This is a genomic window from Negadavirga shengliensis (assembly GCF_042652345.1).
GTDB classification, from domain to species: domain Bacteria; phylum Bacteroidota; class Bacteroidia; order Cytophagales; family Cyclobacteriaceae; genus Negadavirga; species Negadavirga shengliensis.
In genome coordinates this window covers 10,950-28,392 of sequence record NZ_JBHSJJ010000015.1, presented here as the reverse complement: position 1 = coordinate 28,392, position 17,443 = coordinate 10,950, and the positions used below count along the sequence as shown (strand labels likewise).

12 protein-coding genes are annotated in these 17,443 nt (G+C 46.8%); 9 read left to right on the top strand and 3 right to left on the bottom strand.

The annotated features are described in order from the left end of the window. Positions 1–5 precede the first annotated feature (5 nt). The 7 genes from ACFPFU_RS20250 to ACFPFU_RS20220 all read left to right on the top strand — a co-directional run bounded on the left by ACFPFU_RS20250 (position 6) and on the right by ACFPFU_RS20220 (position 6,568). Positions 6–1,208 (top strand): NADH:ubiquinone reductase (Na(+)-transporting) subunit B, encoded by a 1,203-nt coding sequence (locus ACFPFU_RS20250; protein WP_377067526.1) that lies wholly within the window; start codon positions 6–8, stop codon positions 1,206–1,208. Beyond that, positions 1,195–1,959, top strand: coding sequence for an NADH:ubiquinone reductase (Na(+)-transporting) subunit C (gene nqrC / locus ACFPFU_RS20245; RefSeq protein WP_377067524.1), 765 nt, complete (start codon positions 1,195–1,197; stop codon positions 1,957–1,959). The genes ACFPFU_RS20250 and nqrC overlap by 14 nt, the downstream gene beginning before the upstream one ends. Before the next feature lie 29 nt (positions 1,960–1,988). After that, complete coding sequence (locus tag ACFPFU_RS20240) at positions 1,989–2,672, top strand: NADH:ubiquinone reductase (Na(+)-transporting) subunit D (protein ID WP_377067522.1); 684 nt, start codon at positions 1,989–1,991, stop codon at positions 2,670–2,672. A 16-nt stretch (positions 2,673–2,688) separates the two neighbouring features. Next, positions 2,689–3,300, top strand: coding sequence for an NADH:ubiquinone reductase (Na(+)-transporting) subunit E (gene nqrE / locus ACFPFU_RS20235; protein ID WP_377067520.1), 612 nt, complete (start codon positions 2,689–2,691; stop codon positions 3,298–3,300). 107 nt (positions 3,301–3,407) lie between these two features. Then, a complete protein-coding gene (locus ACFPFU_RS20230) occupies positions 3,408–4,028 on the top strand; it encodes a DUF502 domain-containing protein (RefSeq protein ID WP_377067518.1) in 621 nt (206 codons plus the stop codon). A gap of 11 nt (positions 4,029–4,039) precedes the next feature. After that, positions 4,040–5,167, top strand: a complete 1,128-nt coding sequence (gene rffA, locus ACFPFU_RS20225; protein ID WP_377067516.1) for a dTDP-4-amino-4,6-dideoxygalactose transaminase — start codon at positions 4,040–4,042, stop codon at positions 5,165–5,167. Between the two features lie 102 nt (positions 5,168–5,269). Continuing rightward, positions 5,270–6,568, top strand: coding sequence for a DUF4221 family protein (locus ACFPFU_RS20220; protein WP_377067514.1), 1,299 nt, complete (start codon positions 5,270–5,272; stop codon positions 6,566–6,568). Between the two features lie 48 nt (positions 6,569–6,616). Here ACFPFU_RS20220 and trxA read toward each other — a convergent pair whose 3' ends face one another. The 3 genes from trxA to ACFPFU_RS20205 form a co-directional block, all read right to left on the bottom strand. Continuing rightward, on the bottom strand, positions 6,617–6,937 hold the full coding sequence (gene trxA / locus ACFPFU_RS20215) for a thioredoxin (RefSeq protein WP_377067512.1): 321 nt from the start codon (positions 6,935–6,937) through the stop codon (positions 6,617–6,619). An 89-nt stretch (positions 6,938–7,026) separates the two neighbouring features. Further along, positions 7,027–11,313: a DNA polymerase III subunit alpha gene (dnaE, locus tag ACFPFU_RS20210; protein ID WP_377067510.1), complete on the bottom strand. Its 4,287-nt coding sequence runs from the start codon at positions 11,311–11,313 to the stop codon at positions 7,027–7,029. A 142-nt stretch (positions 11,314–11,455) separates the two neighbouring features. Beyond that, the gene (locus ACFPFU_RS20205; protein ID WP_377067508.1) at positions 11,456–13,276 is read right to left on the bottom strand and encodes a purple acid phosphatase family protein; all 1,821 of its coding nucleotides are present in this window, start codon (positions 13,274–13,276) and stop codon (positions 11,456–11,458) included. Between the two features lie 322 nt (positions 13,277–13,598). Between ACFPFU_RS20205 and ACFPFU_RS20200 the strand changes: the two genes are divergently transcribed. Both ACFPFU_RS20200 and ACFPFU_RS20195 read left to right on the top strand, forming a co-directional pair. Then, positions 13,599–13,832 (top strand): hypothetical protein, encoded by a 234-nt coding sequence (locus tag ACFPFU_RS20200; RefSeq protein WP_377067506.1) that lies wholly within the window; start codon positions 13,599–13,601, stop codon positions 13,830–13,832. A gap of 186 nt (positions 13,833–14,018) precedes the next feature. Next, positions 14,019–17,423: a SusC/RagA family TonB-linked outer membrane protein gene (locus ACFPFU_RS20195; protein WP_377067504.1), complete on the top strand. Its 3,405-nt coding sequence runs from the start codon at positions 14,019–14,021 to the stop codon at positions 17,421–17,423. Positions 17,424–17,443: the final 20 nt, after the last annotated feature.

Below are 17,443 nucleotides of genomic sequence, written 5' to 3'. Positions count from 1 at the left end.
TCAATATGAAGTTTTTAAGAGATCTGTTGGATAAGCAGAAGCCCTTATTTCAAAAGGGAGGCAAATTGGAAAACCTCTATTATCTGTACGAGGCGGGAGAGACATTTCTGTTTACCCCCAACCATACTACCGGAGCAAGGGGTGCTCAGATCAAAGATGCGATAGATTTAAAAAGGTTGATGATCACGGTTGTAATAGCCATGATCCCCTGCCTGCTCTTCGGAATATACAATACCGGTTACATGCACTATTTGGCGGTGGGAGAAGAAGCCGGTTTTGGTGATAAGTTTTTGCTGGGGCTGGAACTGGTGCTGCCCATAGTCATCGTTTCGTATGCTTCGGGAGGTTTGGTGGAGGCTATATTTGCCGTGGTAAGAAAACATCCCATCAATGAGGGTTTCCTGGTTACGGGTATGCTGATTCCGTTGGTGGTTCCTGCTACTTTGCCACTGTGGCAAGTGGCCTTGGCAACGGTCTTTGCTGTGGTGATAGCCAAAGAAGTATTTGGTGGTACCGGGATGAATATCCTTAATGTCGCCATGACTGCCAGGGCATTCCTTTATTTTGCCTATCCTGCCCAAATATCGGGAGATCAGGTTTGGACTTATATAGGTGACAAGGCGCCAGTGGATGGGTTTTCCGGTGCCACGGCCTTGGCGGTGGCTTACCAGTCCGGCCAGGAAGGCGTGGATGTGGTATCCAATCTTGCAGGTCATAACGCATCGGTAATGGACAACATGTTCAGCTTTGCCAATATGTTTTTTGGATTCATACCGGGATCGATAGGAGAAACATCTACACTTATGGTGCTTATCGGCGCGGCTATCCTGCTGTTCACAAGAGTAGGCAGTTGGAAGATCATGCTAAGCGCCTTTGGGGGTGCTTACCTCATGGCCTTGGTGATGCAGCTGCTGGCGGTGAATGAATTCATGGCCATGCCCGCCCATTACCATCTCGTCATGGGAGGGATTGCTTTTGGCATCGTATTTATGGCTACTGATCCTGTTTCTGCGGCGCAGACGGAATCCGGGAAATGGATTTATGGACTTCTGATTGGTGTATTGACCATAATCATCAGGGTCACTAACCCGGCTTACCCCGAGGGAATCATGTTGGCAGTATTGTTTATGAACGTATTTGCCCCGCTGATTGATCATTATGTAGTAAAAGCAAACAAGAAAAGGAGGTTACAACGTGCAACAGTCTAATGCTTATATCATCACATTTTCGGTAATTCTTACCGTGATCCTCGGCTTATTGCTTTCAGGTACGTCTGAAGTATTGAAGCCAATCCAAAAAAAGGCAGAAGCCCTGGATACCAAAAAGCAGATCCTGGGTGCCGTGATTTCCTCCGAGCAGCTCTCCAAAATGAAGGCCGATGAGATTGATGCCTATTATGAAAGCAGAATTTCTTCCAAGGTCGTGGACATCAATGGCGAAGAAATCACTGAAAAAGACGGTGAACAGGTAACCGCGGAGACGGTGGATGTGAGTAAAAATTATAAGAGAGCCCCTGACGATAGACTTTATCCGGTATTCATTTACCACGAAGAAGGTGCTGAAGATCAGGAGATCGCCTATATTTTCCCCGTATATGGAAGCGGTCTTTGGGATAACATATGGGGATATCTGGCATTACAAACAGATTTGGTTACCATTGAAGGGATTACCTTCTCCCACGCTGGTGAAACACCGGGCTTAGGTGCCAGAATCACTTCCGGGGAAGTCCAAAGCAGATTTAAAGGAAAATCCATCTTTGATGAGGATGGAAACCTTACCTCAGTTGAAATGCAAAAAGGAGAAGGAAGGGACTATTCGGATGACCCGCACAAAGTGGACGGCTTGTCAGGTGCCACCATCACTGCCGATGGCGTAAACAAAATGCTGAGAAATTACCTCGGACATTATAAAGCCTACATGGAGAAGAAGAAAGAAGGCGCTCCTGTGGCGATGAATTGATTTTGAACGTTTCAATACAATAATATACCATGAGTACAGAAACAGCGGAAAAGACAGAAATAAAAAAGGAAGCAGAAGCCCTTCTGTCGAAAAGAAGAAAAAAACTTATCACCGACCCTTTAGTGGATGACAACCCCATTACCATCCAGGTATTGGGAATCTGTTCCGCATTGGCGGTGACCACGCAGATGCAGCCTACTCTGGTAATGGCGCTTTCTGTGATATTCGTGATGGTGATGGCCAACCTCACCATTTCATTGCTGAGAAATAAGATACCTACCCGGGTAAGGATCATCGTGCAGTTGGCGGTGATTGCCTCGCTCGTTACCTTGGTGAATGAGGTACTGAAGGCTTTTGCCTACGACATGTACAAAGAACTGTCCGTGTTTGTGGGCCTGATCATCACCAACTGTATCGTGATGGGGAGGCTGGAGGCTTATGCCCTGGGTAATAGGCCCTATGATTCCGTGTTGGACGGTTTCGGCAGTGCTTTGGGCTACTCCTGGATCATCCTTACCGTGGCTTTCTTCAGAGAACTTTGGGGTTCCGGATCCCTTTTCGGAATTCCTGTCTTCGATACCGTTTCAGGGATTTTCGGGGAGGATTTCAATTTGGCTACCAACGGACTGATGGTTACCCCGGTAGGCGCATTCCTTATATTGGGTTTACTGATATGGGTACAGCGGACCAAAACAGGTTATGTTGAACATTAATAAACCAACTTAAGAAATGGAATTATTCAATCTCGCAATCAGATCTATTTTCATAGATAATATGGTATTTGCTTATTTTTTGGGTATGTGTTCGTTTTTGGCCGTATCCAAAAAAGTAAGCACTGCCTTGGGACTTGGTGCGGCCGTTATCTTCGTGCTGTCCATCACGGTACCGTTGAACTGGCTGTTAAATGAATTTGTACTTAAAGAGGGTGCGCTGGGCTTCCTTGGTGAGAACTTCGCAGCCATAGATTTGAGCTTCCTGCGCTTTATCATGTTTATCGCCATCATCGCTGCCATGGTACAATTGGTGGAAATGATTGTGGAGAAGTATGCTCCCGCGCTTTATGGTGCTTTGGGGATTTTCCTACCTCTTATCGCGGTGAACTGCGCCATTTTGGGCGGCTCTCTATTTATGGCTCAGAGGGACTATACTTTGGCAGAAGCAGCGGTGTATGGTTTTGGCTCGGGAACCGGCTTTTTCCTGGCCATTGTGGCCTTGGCGGCGATCAGGGAGAAGCTCAAATATTCCAATGTGCCCAATGGTCTCAAAGGATTGGGAATCACCATGTTGATTACAGGACTTATGGGCATAGCGTTTATGTCCTTCATGGGAATAGACCTCTAATCTATAATTTATGTTAAATCATGTAAAAGCCCTGTTCTTCCATAGATGAACAGGGCTTTTTTGGTATAATTTTTATTGTGAAATGTAAAGGATAAATCTGTTGTTCTATGTCAAGCTTTACTTCCAAGAGAATTATAGGGTACTTTCTGAGAGGACTTCTTTTTGTAGTCCCTGTTTTTTTAACGGCTTACATCATCCTGTTAGCGGTCCAGTTTTTGGACAATATCATTCCAATAAACGTGCCTGGATTGGGCATATTGATCATGTTTTTTATCGTTACCCTGGTAGGTTATCTGACCAGCATATTCATCACAAAATCCATTTTCGATGAATTTGAGAAAATCGTCTTCAAGATACCCCTCGTCAATATTCTTTATACCAGTATCAAAGATCTGATGTCTGCTTTTGTCGGGGATAAGAAGAAATTCAACCATCCTATTATCGTTAAGCTGTCCGAAAATACATTCCGGCTCGGCTTTATGACTCAGGATGACCTGTCAGTATTGGGGGAAGAGGGTTTGGTTTCTGTTTATTTTCCGCATTCTTATAATTTCAGCGGGAATTTGTGCTTGGTACCCAAGGCCAATGTTCGACGGCTTAAAAATGTAAACAGTACCGAGGTGATGAAGTTCATTGTTTCCGGAGGGGTTTCCCAGTTGAATTATTACAGTAACCCCGATGATAAGCTGACATTAGAGGACTTTAGTAAAAGTGAGCCCCTGCTATAGTCAGCCGCCCTATGTATAAAATTCCCTTCAACAAGCCCTATTTTACAGGTAAAGAGACCAAGTTTATCCATGATGCGCTGGCACAGGGAAAACTTTCCGCCAATGGGAAATATACCGGGCTGTGCCAACATTTTTTTGAGCAGCGTTACGGATTTTATAAGACGTTTTTAACCAATTCCTGTACGCAGGCTTTGGAAATGACTGCCTTGCTGATGGACATCCGGCCCGGTGATGAGGTGATCGTGCCTTCTTATACTTTCGTAAGCACTGCAAATGCCTTTGCGTTAAGAGGGGCAAGGATCGTATTTGCTGACAGCAGGCCGGACTATCCGGGTGTGAGCATCGAAGATCTTGAAAGTCTCATTACGGCCAGAACCAAGGCGATTGTGCTGGTCCATTATGGCGGGATAGCATGTGACATGCAACAGGTGATGGGACTCGCCGGCCGGCACGGGCTTTTTGTAGTGGAGGATGCTGCGGCCGCGTTGGATGCTTTTTATATAAATGGAGAAGGTGAGAAGCAGGCCCTCGGTACATTTGGCCATTTCGCTGCTTTTTCTTTCCATGAGACCAAAAACATCAGCTCAGGGGAAGGTGGGATGCTGGTGGTCAACGACAGCCGTTTTTTAGAAAGCGCCACGGAGATATGGGAAAGGGGCACGAACCGGTCTGCCTTTTTGAGAGGGGAGGTGGAGCGTTATGACTGGGTGAGCTTAGGAAGCGCCTATGCCCCCTCCGAAATCACCGCCGCCTGTCTTTGGGCGCAGCTGCAGCACCTGGATGACATCCAATCGGAGAGAAAGCGGATTTGGGAATGGTATGATAAAAACCTTGGTAGCATATGGCCGCAGTTTGATGGGGAGGTTCCCCATATCCCCCTGTTTTCACAGCATAATTTCCATATGTACTATCTGGTCTGCACGGACCAGAAGGATAGGGATCTCATAATTTCCCGATTGGGGCAAAAAGGCGTTTTGGCGGTTTTTCATTATCAGTGTCTTCACAGGAGCCCGTTTTATAGCGCGTTACATGATGGGCGGAAGCTTCTGGAAGCAGAAAAATATAGCCAAAGTTTATTGCGGTTGCCGTTTTACTATGGACTGGATACGGATAGTTTGAAGGAAATGCTGAAGGATTAAGAAGGAATCCTCTATGCCAGGCATTACATTCATGGATTTGGAGTCGTCCTTTCCGCTTTAATAACCCCTCCTCGGGTCGATTTTTATTCGTTTAAGGATCAGATGTTTGCAAATGTTTTTTCAAGGAATTATATTGGTCTTGTTTGTTATCCACGCAATTTTACCTTCATTGACCACAGAGGGTCGCAGTTAGCAGGAATGGAGGATGTTTTGCTTAGAGAAATAGGTATGCAAATTTTTAAGTATAGTCTTATTTTGTCGGCGTTAGCTTGGGGCACATCCTGCACGGGCGGTGGAAAAAATAAAGCTGATGGCCATGTTTCTTATGTGCTGGAAAATACAGGAATAAAAACTTTTGTATTAGACTCACTTACAGGGCCAATTTCAACTTTCGTCACCTATGTTCAGGCGCCGGATGCAGATTTATTTTGTATGTATAGTAGAGAGCAAAATGCTTTGGTGTTTTTTGACTATGCATCTGGAATGCCTGTAGATAAAGCACAGTTTTCAAACGAAGGTCCAAATGGAGTAGGTGGCTATAGTGGTTATAAAGGGTTTCAGGTAATTTCAAGAGACAGTATATTGGTTGCCAACGTCATTCTTAACAAAGTTTTTCTTTTAAACAGTAAGGGGGAAATTTTGGACCAAATGAAAGTTTATACGGATCCACTGAATCAAGATACGCTTATCGGTGGGTTGGATGTTGGGGTAAATAGGCCATTGGTTCTTAAAAACAACGAGGTCTATATGCATACTTTGATATCGGGAAGAGCGCTGAAAGACCACACCAAGTTCAGCCATGTGATGATTGCCGGGTTTGCAGATGGTACAGTTAGGAGGAGCATGTATCGACCGGAGGTCTATAATAGGGGATATTGGAGTGCTAACGGTGAATTTGACAGGTGTTATTCCACCTATAACCCTGACACAAAAAGATTCATCTACTCATTTCCCGTAGATCACCATTTATATGAGACAGATCACCAGGAGCATTTTGTGCCGCATCCCGCTGCAAGCGAGTATATAGAGGACATCAAACCCATGTCTTCGGATCGCATGGCTGTTCAGGATTGGCAAAAATCTGTGGAGTACGATTATACCAATTCCAGATATTATCAGGTTATTTATGACAGGTTTAATGGACTCTATTATCGGTTTGCTTTATTAGGCAATACGCTTGATGAAGTAAAAGATCCTGATGTTCAGTACAAACAAAGGGCTGCTGTGATCCTTCTGGACAATGATTTTCATAAAGTAGGGAAGATCGTGTTGGACCGTGGGAGGAATTTATTCCATAATTTTTTTATAGGAAAAGAAGGGCTACATATACAGGTAGATCCTGTTTTGTATGACAATGAAGACGATTTGGTCTACGATGTTTACCGACCGGTGAAAAAATAAAAAGCCTCTCAGTGAAAGGCTTTTTATCATATATCCTGTTTATCTGAATTAGATTTGGGCTTCCAGTTTCTGGGCCAGCACGGATTTAGGCACAGCGCCCACCTGCTTGTCCACCACTTGTCCTCCTTTAAATATCAAAAGGGTAGGGATACTCCTCACACCGAATTTTGAGGTGATGTCGGGGTTGGTATCCACGTCCAATTTACCTACCACTGCTTTTCCTTCATATTCACCGGCCAGTTCTTCTACTAAGGGGCCGATCATCTTACAGGGGCCGCACCATTCTGCCCAAAAATCTACTAGTATGGGTTGCTCCGATTGCAGCACTTCATCAAAGTTAGCGTCTGTAATTTCTATTGCTTTTGCCATTGGATTGTAATTAAACTGTTTTCATTGAAATATATTACTTAATTCCATTTGATCCCAATAAGTTCCTGACCCTTATGTTTTTTAATGGATCAAATGATCTTATAGGCAATCTCCGGTATGCTTTCCAAAGCTTTGATCATATCATTGGAAGGGTCTACGTGATACTTTTTGGACATCAGGTCCAGGGTGATGTTCTCCTTGTTGTCGATGACATTGATGTACAGTTTGGCCTCTCCTTTATACTTTTCCGTAATGGCTTCCAGCTTTTCCATCAGGTCCAGGGTGAGATCATCCAAGTCGATATGTACCCTTAGCCCCTTGATCATTTTTGCCCTGATTTCGTTGAGCAGGGTGATGTTGTTGATCTTGAATTCGAATTCTCCGGGTCTGAACTTACTGGGATGTACACTGCCTGAGATATACAAAAACCATCCGGTCATAAAATACTCCTTGAAGCGCACATAATCATCCCCAAAAAGGAAAAAAGTATGCCCCCCATGATAGTCCTCCAGGGTAAGGGTGCCAAACGGCTTGCCGTTTTTGGTGGTCCTATGAGCAAAGGAAGTGACGGCACCGGCCAGCTTGATTTCCCCTTTGTTTTTCAATGTCTCCAGGTTGGCGAGTTCTGGCAAGTCCGTATTGGTGAAGGCATTTATTTCTATTTTGAACTGGTCCAGAGGGTGGCCGGAGATATACAGCCCCACTACTTCCCTTTCGATGTTGAGTTGCTGTAACTGGCTGAACGGCTCCATTTTGGGTATGGTGGGCAGGGGGATTTCCATGCCATTGCTTCCTCCAAAAAGAGAGACCTGCGAGCTTTCCTCTTCCTGGATGACTTTCTGGGCATATTTAACGGCTTTCTCCAGTAAAGGAAGATCCTCCTCCGGAGCTTCGAGGTACTGTCTCCGGTGGTGCTCCGGGAAACAATCAAATCCTCCGGCCATAGCAAGTACCTCCAACGTTTTTTTGTTCACCGTGCGCAGGTTTACCCTTTTGACAAAATCAAAAATGTTTTTATACACCCCGGATTTTTCCCTTTCTTCTATGATGGCCTGTACGGCGGCATTGCCTGCCCCCTTGATAGCCGCCAACCCAAACCGGATCTGGCCCTCCATATTGACTGTAAAGCCGCTCTTTGATTCGTTCACATCCGGCCCCAATACCTGAATGCCCATGCGTTTGCACTCTTCCATGAAAAAAGTCACTTGGGTGATGTCGTTCATGTTGTTGCTCAGCACCGAGGCCATGTACTCCGCAGGATAATGGGCTTTGAGGTAAGCGGTCTGATAAGCTATCCAGGCGTAGCAGGTGGAGTGGGATTTGTTGAAAGCATAAGAAGCAAAAGCCTCCCAGTCTTTCCAGATCTTTTCCAACTTGCTCTTATCATGGCCTTTGGTAGCAGCCTGTTCGATAAATTTGGGCTTCATCTTGTCCAGAACATCCTTCTGCTTTTTGCCCATGGCTTTACGCAGGACGTCCGCTTCGCCTTTGGTAAAATCTGCCAGTTTTTGGGAAAGCAACATGACCTGTTCCTGGTAGACCGTAATGCCGTAGGTTTCCTCCAGGTATTCCTTCATGTCCTCCAAATCATAGCTGATCGGCTCTTTTCCATGCTTCCGCTTGATAAAGCTGGGGATATACTCCAATGGCCCTGGCCTATACAGGGCATTCATGGCGATCAGATCGGCAAATACCGTGGGTTTCAGCTCCCGCATGTATTTTTGCATGCCGGGGGATTCGTACTGAAATATGCCTATGGTTTCTCCTTTTTGGAATAGCTCATAAGTTTTGGTGTCATCAATGGGGAATTTTTCAGGATCCAGCGTTACTCCATGCCTTTCCTTGACGATTTTGACCGCATCCTTAATGAGAGTCAGGGTCTTTAATCCCAGAAAATCCATTTTCAACAGGCCGGCACTCTCCACCACGGAGTTGTCAAATTGGGTGCAGACCATATCCGAGTCCTTGGCCAGCGCTACCGGCACAAAATTGGTAATATCATCGGGGGTAATGATGACGCCGCAGGCGTGGATGCCTGTATTCCTCACGGAGCCTTCCAGTACTTTGGCCTGGTTAATGGTCTTGGAATTATCGTCCTGACCTTTTGAAATACGGATAAGCTCAAACGCCTTATCCATGTTTTCACTGTTGTTTTTAAGTTTGGCGGAAAGCTTGGCCTTGTCACCGGCCAGATCAAACAGGTTTTTGAGTTTGATGTCGGGTACCAGTTTGGCCAGTTTGTCAGCTTCGGACAGGGGCAGGTTAAGCACCCTTGCCGTATCCCTGATGGCTGATTTTGCCGCCATGGTACCGTAGGTGATGATCTGCGCCACCTGGTTGGCGCCATATTTTCGGATTACATAATCGATTACTTTCTGCCTGCCCTCATCATCGAAATCAATGTCAATATCGGGCAGTGAAACCCTGTCCGGGTTCAAAAACCTCTCAAACAGGAGATCATAAGCGATCGGGTCCACATTGGTTATCCCTACGCAGTAAGCAACGGCAGATCCGGCAGCCGACCCCCTGCCGGGACCTACGGAAACCCCCATGTCCCTGGCGGCACGGGTAAAATCCTGGACAATCAAAAAATAACCCGGATATCCGGTCCTCTCGATGGTTTCCAGTTCAAAATCCAGCCTTTCCTTGATCTCAGAGGTGATTTCCCCATACCTTTCCGCTGCCCCCACATAAGTGAGATGACGCAAATAGGCATTTTCCCCCCGCTTTCCTCCATCCACATCATCCTGGGGATCAATGAATTCCTCCGGTATATCAAACTTGGGCAACAAGACCTCCCTGGCCAGTTTGAAAGGCTCAATTTTATCCACGATCTCCTGGGTGCAATGAATCGCTCCGGGCAGGTCCGCAAACAGCTTTTTCATCTCCTCAGGGCTTTTCAGGTAGAACTCCTCGTTAGGAAATCCATACCTAAATTCCCGTCCTCTTTTGCCTATGTATTTTTTGGGTTTTTCCACAAGCTCTCCATCTTTCACACAAAGGAGGATATCATGGGCCTTTGCATCGGATTTGGCATTATAGTAGGTGTTATTCGCCGCAAAATAGCTGACTCCGTATTTCTTTGCGAAACCCAGGAGTACCTCATTCACCTTTTCCTCTTCGGGGATTCCGTGGCGGTTAAGCTCCACATAAAAATCCTCCCCAAATTGGTCCATCCACCACACAAAGGCTTCTTCTGCCTGTGTTTCCCCCACGTTGAGGATCAAATAAGGGATTTCACCCCACAAGCCTCCCGTAGTGGCGATGATGTCTCCCTTATATTGGAGCAAAAGTTCTTTGTCTATTCTGGGGACATAATAAAAACCTTGAATATTGGCATAGGAAGCCAACTTGGCGAGGTTGTGGTATCCGGCCTTGTTTTTGGCCAAGAGGACGGTCTGAAAACCATCATCCTTATTGGATTTATTGTTTCTGTCGCGGCAAATGTTGAACTCACAACCGACAATAGGTTTTATGCCTCGATTAAAGGCTTCCTTCACAAAGTTGAATGCCCCCATCATGTTTCCGTGGTCAGTCATGGCAATGGCAGGCATCCCCAATTCTTTGGCCCGGTTTACCAAAGCCGGTATTTCCGAGGTGGCCTGTAAAATGGAAAACTGGGTATGCACATGCAGGTGGGAGAAGGGGACATCTTCAAGATTGGAAATGTCTGCTTGGTGGGCCGCTTTCAGCACTTCCTTGGCCGCCAGTTTCTGACCATCTTTGGCATCGGCAAAATTGGCCGCATCCAATTTGGGAGGTTGGTACACTACCTCTTCTATCGTCACACCTTCTTCCAACGGACAGACCCCTGCTTTGATCAGGCCAAAAAAACATTTGGCGGTGGCATCCACATCGTACGCGGCATCGTGCGCATCTTCAAAACCGTTTCCGAAAAGCTTCCGGTGCAGCTCGGTGAGCGTGGGCCATTTGAATTTACCCCCCTTGCCGCCCGGGATGGCGCAATATTCCGTAGAGATGTCCTTGGTATCCAACTCTGTTCTCTCCAGAAGCTGGGTATCCAGCTGTTTCCGCAGGAATTCCGCGCCGGTGACATTGATGTCAAAACCGATATTGTGGCCAACGACATATTTGGATTTTGCTAAATCCCTTTCAAATATCTCAAGAACCTTTTGCAGATCATGCCCCTCTTTTAAGGCCCTTTCAGTGGATATGCCATGGACTTTTTCAGCATTATAAGGAATGGTAAAACCTTCAGGCTTTATAATGAAGTTTTCATTCGAAATCAGGTTGCCCCTTTCGTCATGGAGCTGCCAGGCCAGTTGGACCAGGCGGGGCCAGTTGTCCAGGTCGGTAATAGGGGCATCATAGTCTCTGGGCAGTCCAGTGGTTTCGGTATCAAAAATAATGTACATGTGATTTCCTGATTTTTAGGGAATCTAAAATACGCCGAATAAAGCGGATGTGCCAAAGGACCTTACTTTTTTTGCATAAAAAAATCCTACAGCCAAGGCTATCAGGCTGTAGGGGAACTCATCGTGAGAACGTATCAAAAGTTTATTTCTCCAGTCGAAACTGGTCCACCACATTCCCATCAAAATCATAGGCTTTGTAAGAGAGGCTTTTTCCATCCACGGTCACATGTTGGTAAAGGTGTTCGGCAGCAAACTGTGCCTCCGCATAATGCTCCTTCTCCAGACCTTTATTCTTGCCCGTGGTCCCAATGGATATCAGGTATAATGTCCCGTCATTGGAGGAAGGCATCACTTCGCCTCCCCGCAGGGGTTTTGACCTCATATAATAATGAAAGTGGCCACCCATGACCATGTCCACCTTGTGCTTGTCAAATAAAGGCACCCATTCTGCTATGATGTTATGGTAGGGTGCAACGGCATTGTAAGGGGGAAAATGGAAGACCGCCATTTTCCAGGTGGCATCGCTTTCAGCCAGTTGCCGGTCTATCCATTCGGTCTGGTCCTTCAACGGAAATGTGGCATCAATCATCAGGAACAAGCTGTTTTGGTAATTGAAGGCGTAGGTCCTGCCCTCCATTTCTTTGCTGGGGCTGTTGGAGGGTAGACTCAGCATCTCCTCATACATCCAGGCACCCAAGCCGTCCTGGCTGTCGTGGTTTCCCGGTACCGCCAAGAGGGGCTTTCTGGCAATGGTGCTGCCCGCATATTGGAAAAGCTTATCCCAGTCATCCCTGTGAAGCCCGGTGTTCACCAAATCGCCCGCAATAAAATAAAAACCGGTGTCAGGGTGTTTTTTCTCCGATTTTTGGATCAATTCTCCCCATATCTCTGAATTGTGCACATCGCCGAACCATATAAAGGAATAAGGGCTGGCAGTGGAGGGAGCGGTGGAAAAATGCTGTGTTGCTGACCAGCCGCCGTTTTCGCTGCCCACCATGTATTCATATTTGGTACCGGGCTGAAGGGCGCGAAGCTGAGCGGTAAACCTGTTGATATACCTGTCGTTTTGAAGCATCCGGTCCTCCATAAGGTTTTTGTCAGCAGCAGCCCTCAGGGTATCCGTCGTGCCTTGTATCCAGTATTTGACCGACCCATCCGGGACAGTATTTGTGGTTCTCCATTGCACGTCCATGGAACGGGCGGGATCATCGCTCCAGGTCAGCAGCAAGTGGTCAGGTTTTTCTGAAGAGGGGAAATCCGTGGTTCTGAATGCGCCCACTATATGGGCCTCTCTGGCCCTTCCCCGGATGGTAGTCAATAGTCTTTGGCCTTTTAGCAATTCAGGTACCTCTGTTAATGTCAGTTCGCTCCAGTCGTGATAGGTAAATGCTCCCTCCTGCATCGTTTCAAAATGCTGTTTTTTGGGATAAACAGGGGTTATTTCTAAGGGTAGGCTCCCGTCCTGCGGGCCGATACTCAAAAAATAAACAGGACGGTGTTTATCAAAGCCATTGATACCCAGTTCGATGATGCCTGGTTCGAAGTCTTTTTGCCAGACTTCGTAGGTGGAATGTGTGTTTTTAACCTCCATGTCGGTCACCTCAAACCCCGCATCTTTTAACCAAAAAGGAATCTTTTTTTGGTCTTTGTCTCTCATAAGAGAAACCGTCACCGGAACGTTGACCTTCATCTTCCAGTATTGGGTGGCCAACGCCTCTTTTTCGTTTTTGGTAAGATAATTTAAAACGAAGTCATGGCCAATGGTGTCCAATGAGGCTTTTTCAAACTCACTGTAAAGCCTTGTGACGACTTGATCCATGGTAGACATCAAGTCTCCTGAGTTGTTATGACCGGTTTCGCTTTTGCATCCCACACCGGCAAATACCAGCATGAAAAAACAATGATATACTTTCAGGTGGTGAAATCTGTCACGGATAAGGAGGAATACGTGATTTTGCATCATTTGGCGTAAAGATGTTTTCTGGTTCGACTTTGTTTATTACTTGGAAACCGGAAATAAAGGCCATTTCAAGCTTTTGGTCAAATTTGTTTTTTTCGATATCAATATGATTTAATTAATATAATATTTTGAATTTTTTTACATCTCAGAATAAATTTTCTTTAGAGAAAGGAGGTTTTAATGAAATAATAATAAAGTGTATCTATTTTTTACACATTTATTTATATGATATATTATAAAAAAATTGCACTTTTTTCTAAAATTTTAATGCCTGTAAATAGTCGGATTTTTGCTGCCTCGGGTATATAAGTCGGAGGGCAACAGTATGAAAGGAAAACAATCAGATGATTTGATAAAGAAATGGGTTTCAGGCAAAGTGACCAGAGCGGAGTTCGAAGCGTTTTTGAATAGCTTGGAACACCCTGAAAAAGCCTATTCTGTTGAAAAAAGCTTAAGAAAATATTTTGATTCACTTTTGTCTGAGGAGCGGGGCAAAAAAGATGAGGCGGACAGGGAAATTAAATCTTTGGATGCTTCAGATCATAGGAAGAAGGGATAGCGGCGAATAATCAGGTTTCCGAAATTGACTTTTTTTTATTCATCTGATTTTAAAATATAATAGAAACTAAAAATAGGTAAAACTATGAAAAGAAAAGTGCCAAATGTTTCAAGGGGATATGGTAATTATTGCCTGGAAAATATTTCCGGTTTATCCTCAATCCATCATTTAAACATCGTCTGAAAAATGAAAGTAAAATTTACAAGAAAATTCAAGTGGGGTATTCCGCTGACGGCCTTTTGCTATTTGAGCATAGTAGCATCGGCGAGTAATGCATCGGGTCCCTTAGGGGAGTTGGGAACCGGATTGGTTCACCACCCCGAAGTGGGAGAGGCTTTCTCCGAATCGGTAGCAGTTAATGTTAGGGGAAGGGTTACGTCGGAAGGAGACGGCGCCGGCCTTCCAGGTGTGACCGTTCTTGAAAAAGGAACCAACAACGGAACCGTTACGGATATAGACGGGGCGTTCGCCATAGAGGTGGCCGGGGAGAATTCCGTATTGGTATTCTCCTATGTTGGCTTTGAGTCTCAGGAAGTCCGGATAGGAAACCGTACCAACATAGAAGTTTCCCTTCAGGAGAGCCTGGCCGCGATGTCGGAGGTAGTGGTTACAGCCTTGGGCATAGAAAGGGAGAAACGCTCACTGGGCTATTCCGTGGGCGAAGTCAGGGGTGATGATATCCGTAACGTGACCCAGGAAAATGCGATCAACGCACTGGCCGGCAGGGTCGCGGGCGTGACCATCAACCAAATGAGTGGCGTGGGGTCTTCCACCTCCATTGTGATCCGCGGAGCCACTTCGCTGAGCAGTGACAATCAGCCGCTTTTCGTGATTGACGGCGTGCCGGTGTCCAACACGTTGAACAACATCAGCAGGATGGGGGACCGGAACGAAGTGGATTACGGCAACCCGATATCGGACCTCAACCCGGACGACATTGAGGACATGACCGTGCTAAAAGGTCCCAGTGCCGCGGCCCTCTACGGGGCCAGAGCCGGTAACGGGGTGATCCTGATCACCACCAAAAAAGGCAGAAAGGGTGAGCGGATGACGGTCAATTTTTCTTCCAGCAACGTCTTTGAAAGACCAGTCAGGTACTTGGATTTTCATTACCGCTATGCCACCGGCAACAGGGTGGCCCAGTTGGACGAGCTTTCTTCATACTGGTCCGGTCCGCAGCTGGATGTAGGCAACATGGCGGTACAGTGGAACAGCCCTGTAGACGAGAACGGCAACCGGGTACCTATGGAACTGAGATCCTATCCCGACAACATGAGAAATTTCCTGGAGACGGGGGTTACCTCCACGAATTCCCTTGCCATTTCGGGCTCTTCAGAGAGGGCAACCTACCGGCTGTCCTATACCAATATGTCGCATAACGGGATGATTCCCAATTCTGATCTTTTCAGAAACAACCTCAGTCTTTCGTCTACTTTTCAGTTGAACGATAAGCTGTCGGTAAGTACCGACATCAATCTGTCCAAATCCAACTCCACTGACAGGCCTTCCACAGGCAACAGGGGTGCCAACCCGGTTGAGGATGTATACAACTGGTCGCATGTGGATATCAGGGACATGAAAAACTACTGGGAGCCGGGCCAGGAGGAAATCCAGCAGCGGTCTGTCTCCCTGAATCATGATAATCCCTACTTCATCGCCTACGGCATCAATAACGGATTTGTCAGGGACAGGGCCTTCGGAAACATCAAGTTTGACTACAAGTTCAATGAAAACTTCAATTCCCACCTGAGGCTTACCCATGATACCTATATGGAAAACAGGGAGACCAAAATCCCCTGGTCATATACCAGGGAAAGGCAAGGTGCATACCATTTGCAGGACATTGCCAGGGATGAGTCCAATATTGAATTTCTGACCACTTATAACAAGTCGGTAAACGATTTTAATCTGTCGATATCTGCCGGGGGTAACATCATGAACCAGAACTTCAGAGACAATTATATGGGCAGCGCCCCCGGTGTCGGACTGATCGTCCCGGGTCTGTACAGGATCAGCAACATCGTCAATACCGGCCTGAATTACTCCAATTTTGAATCGAGAAAAGCCATTTACAGTGTGTTCGGCCTGGCCTCCATAGGGTTCAAGGATCAGCTGTATCTGGACGTGACGGCAAGGAACGACTGGTCCAGTACACTACCGGCGCACAACAGGTCCTACTTTTATCCATCGGCCTCCCTGAGTTGGATGGCGAACTATACCTTTGATCTGCCTCAGGAAATCTCCATGCTGAAAGTGAGGGCAGGTGTGGCCCAGGTGGGTAACGATACCAATCCGTATGCGCTGGACCCTGTCCTGGGAACCCAAAACTGGGGGAACCTGATCTCTACCACCTATCCGGGCACTTTGTTGAATCCTGACCTGAAACCTGAGATCAATACTTCCCAGGAATACGGCCTGGATTTGAATTTTTTCAATGACCGTTTGAGGTTTGAAGGGACGTATTTCTATCAGCGAAACAGGAACCAGATCCTAAGTATACCCACGCCGCATTCCTCCGGCTTCTCCGCCAAGCAGATCAACGCCGGGATGATATCCAGCAGGGGTGGGGAAGTGATGCTGGGTGGCACGCCTATCCAAAGGCCTGACGGGCTGATGCTGGATATCAACATGAACTTCACCAGGATGCGTACCCGCCTGGAAAGTCTTACCGAAGGCATGGACTTCATCACCCTTTGGGATGACAACAACGGCGGTGCCCAGACCTTTGTTGGAGACGACATTGGCACCTTATACAGCAGAGGCTTTGCCTATGTGAATGACCCCAATTCCCCCTATTACAGATGGCCCATTTTGGATGAAAACGGGAAATGGATAGCCAGAAACGATAGAGAGGACAGGGTTCCCGTCGGCAACTTCAATCCTGATTTCATCATGGGTATGCAGGCAAATCTCAGGTATAAAAGATGGACCTTGCAAGCAAGCTTTGATTGGAGGATGGGCGGCAACTTCCAGTCTTACACTTACCGGTACGGGGAGTCCAACTGGAAATCCCAGCGGCAGATCGACAACCTGATACCCGGGGGGCTATACGGCGAGGAAGAACTGATAGCCCTACTTAAGTCCGATCCCGAAAGATACATCATCCCCCAGAACGGTAATTTCCCCAGGGTGGGTGGCTATACGCCCGAAACGGGTGGTCTCCCCACCAACACCACCGATGCCCCAGGTAATGACGGCGTATTTATTCCCGGTGTGATCGAGGTGGCCCCGGGCGAATATGTTGAGCATCTCGGCGGAGAGGGCACGGTGATCTATCCCGCTTCCAGACAGTTTGCCTGGAGCTGGGCGCAGCAGATTACCTTTGACGCGTCTTTTCTGAAACTCAGGGAACTTTCCATTGGCTATGACCTTCCCAATATTCCGGGTATCAGAAATGCGAACGTGGCCGTGTTCACGAGAAATATTATTCTCTGGACTGCCGCCAATATCGGCATTGATCCGGAAAGGGCCTTCCAGGTGACGGCCAGCAGACAGGGCGACTCTGCCAACCTGTTCAGACAGGGTATCGAGCTTCAGAACGTGATGCCATGGACGGCCCCAGTCGGATTTCGGGTGAACATGACCTTTTAAAGTACTGTCGGCAGTCCAAA

What these genes read in the sequence shown, in the direction of transcription:
- ACFPFU_RS20250 (WP_377067526.1), top strand. Translation starts at nt 6, where the DNA reads ATGAAGTTTTTAAGAGATCTGTTGGATAAGCAGAAGCCCTTATTTCAA.
- ACFPFU_RS20240 (WP_377067522.1), top strand. Translation starts at nt 1,989, where the DNA reads ATGAGTACAGAAACAGCGGAAAAGACAGAAATAAAAAAGGAAGCAGAA.
- nqrE (WP_377067520.1), top strand. Translation starts at nt 2,689, where the DNA reads ATGGAATTATTCAATCTCGCAATCAGATCTATTTTCATAGATAATATG.
- ACFPFU_RS20230 (WP_377067518.1), top strand. Translation starts at nt 3,408, where the DNA reads ATGTCAAGCTTTACTTCCAAGAGAATTATAGGGTACTTTCTGAGAGGA.
- rffA (WP_377067516.1), top strand. Translation starts at nt 4,040, where the DNA reads ATGTATAAAATTCCCTTCAACAAGCCCTATTTTACAGGTAAAGAGACC.
- ACFPFU_RS20220 (WP_377067514.1), top strand. Translation starts at nt 5,270, where the DNA reads ATGTTTGCAAATGTTTTTTCAAGGAATTATATTGGTCTTGTTTGTTAT.
- trxA (WP_377067512.1), bottom strand. Translation starts at nt 6,937, where the DNA reads ATGGCAAAAGCAATAGAAATTACAGACGCTAACTTTGATGAAGTGCTG.
- dnaE (WP_377067510.1), bottom strand. Translation starts at nt 11,313, where the DNA reads ATGTACATTATTTTTGATACCGAAACCACTGGACTGCCCAGAGACTAT.
- ACFPFU_RS20205 (WP_377067508.1), bottom strand. Translation starts at nt 13,276, where the DNA reads ATGATGCAAAATCACGTATTCCTCCTTATCCGTGACAGATTTCACCAC.
- ACFPFU_RS20200 (WP_377067506.1), top strand. Translation starts at nt 13,599, where the DNA reads ATGAAAGGAAAACAATCAGATGATTTGATAAAGAAATGGGTTTCAGGC.
- ACFPFU_RS20195 (WP_377067504.1), top strand. Translation starts at nt 14,019, where the DNA reads ATGAAAGTAAAATTTACAAGAAAATTCAAGTGGGGTATTCCGCTGACG.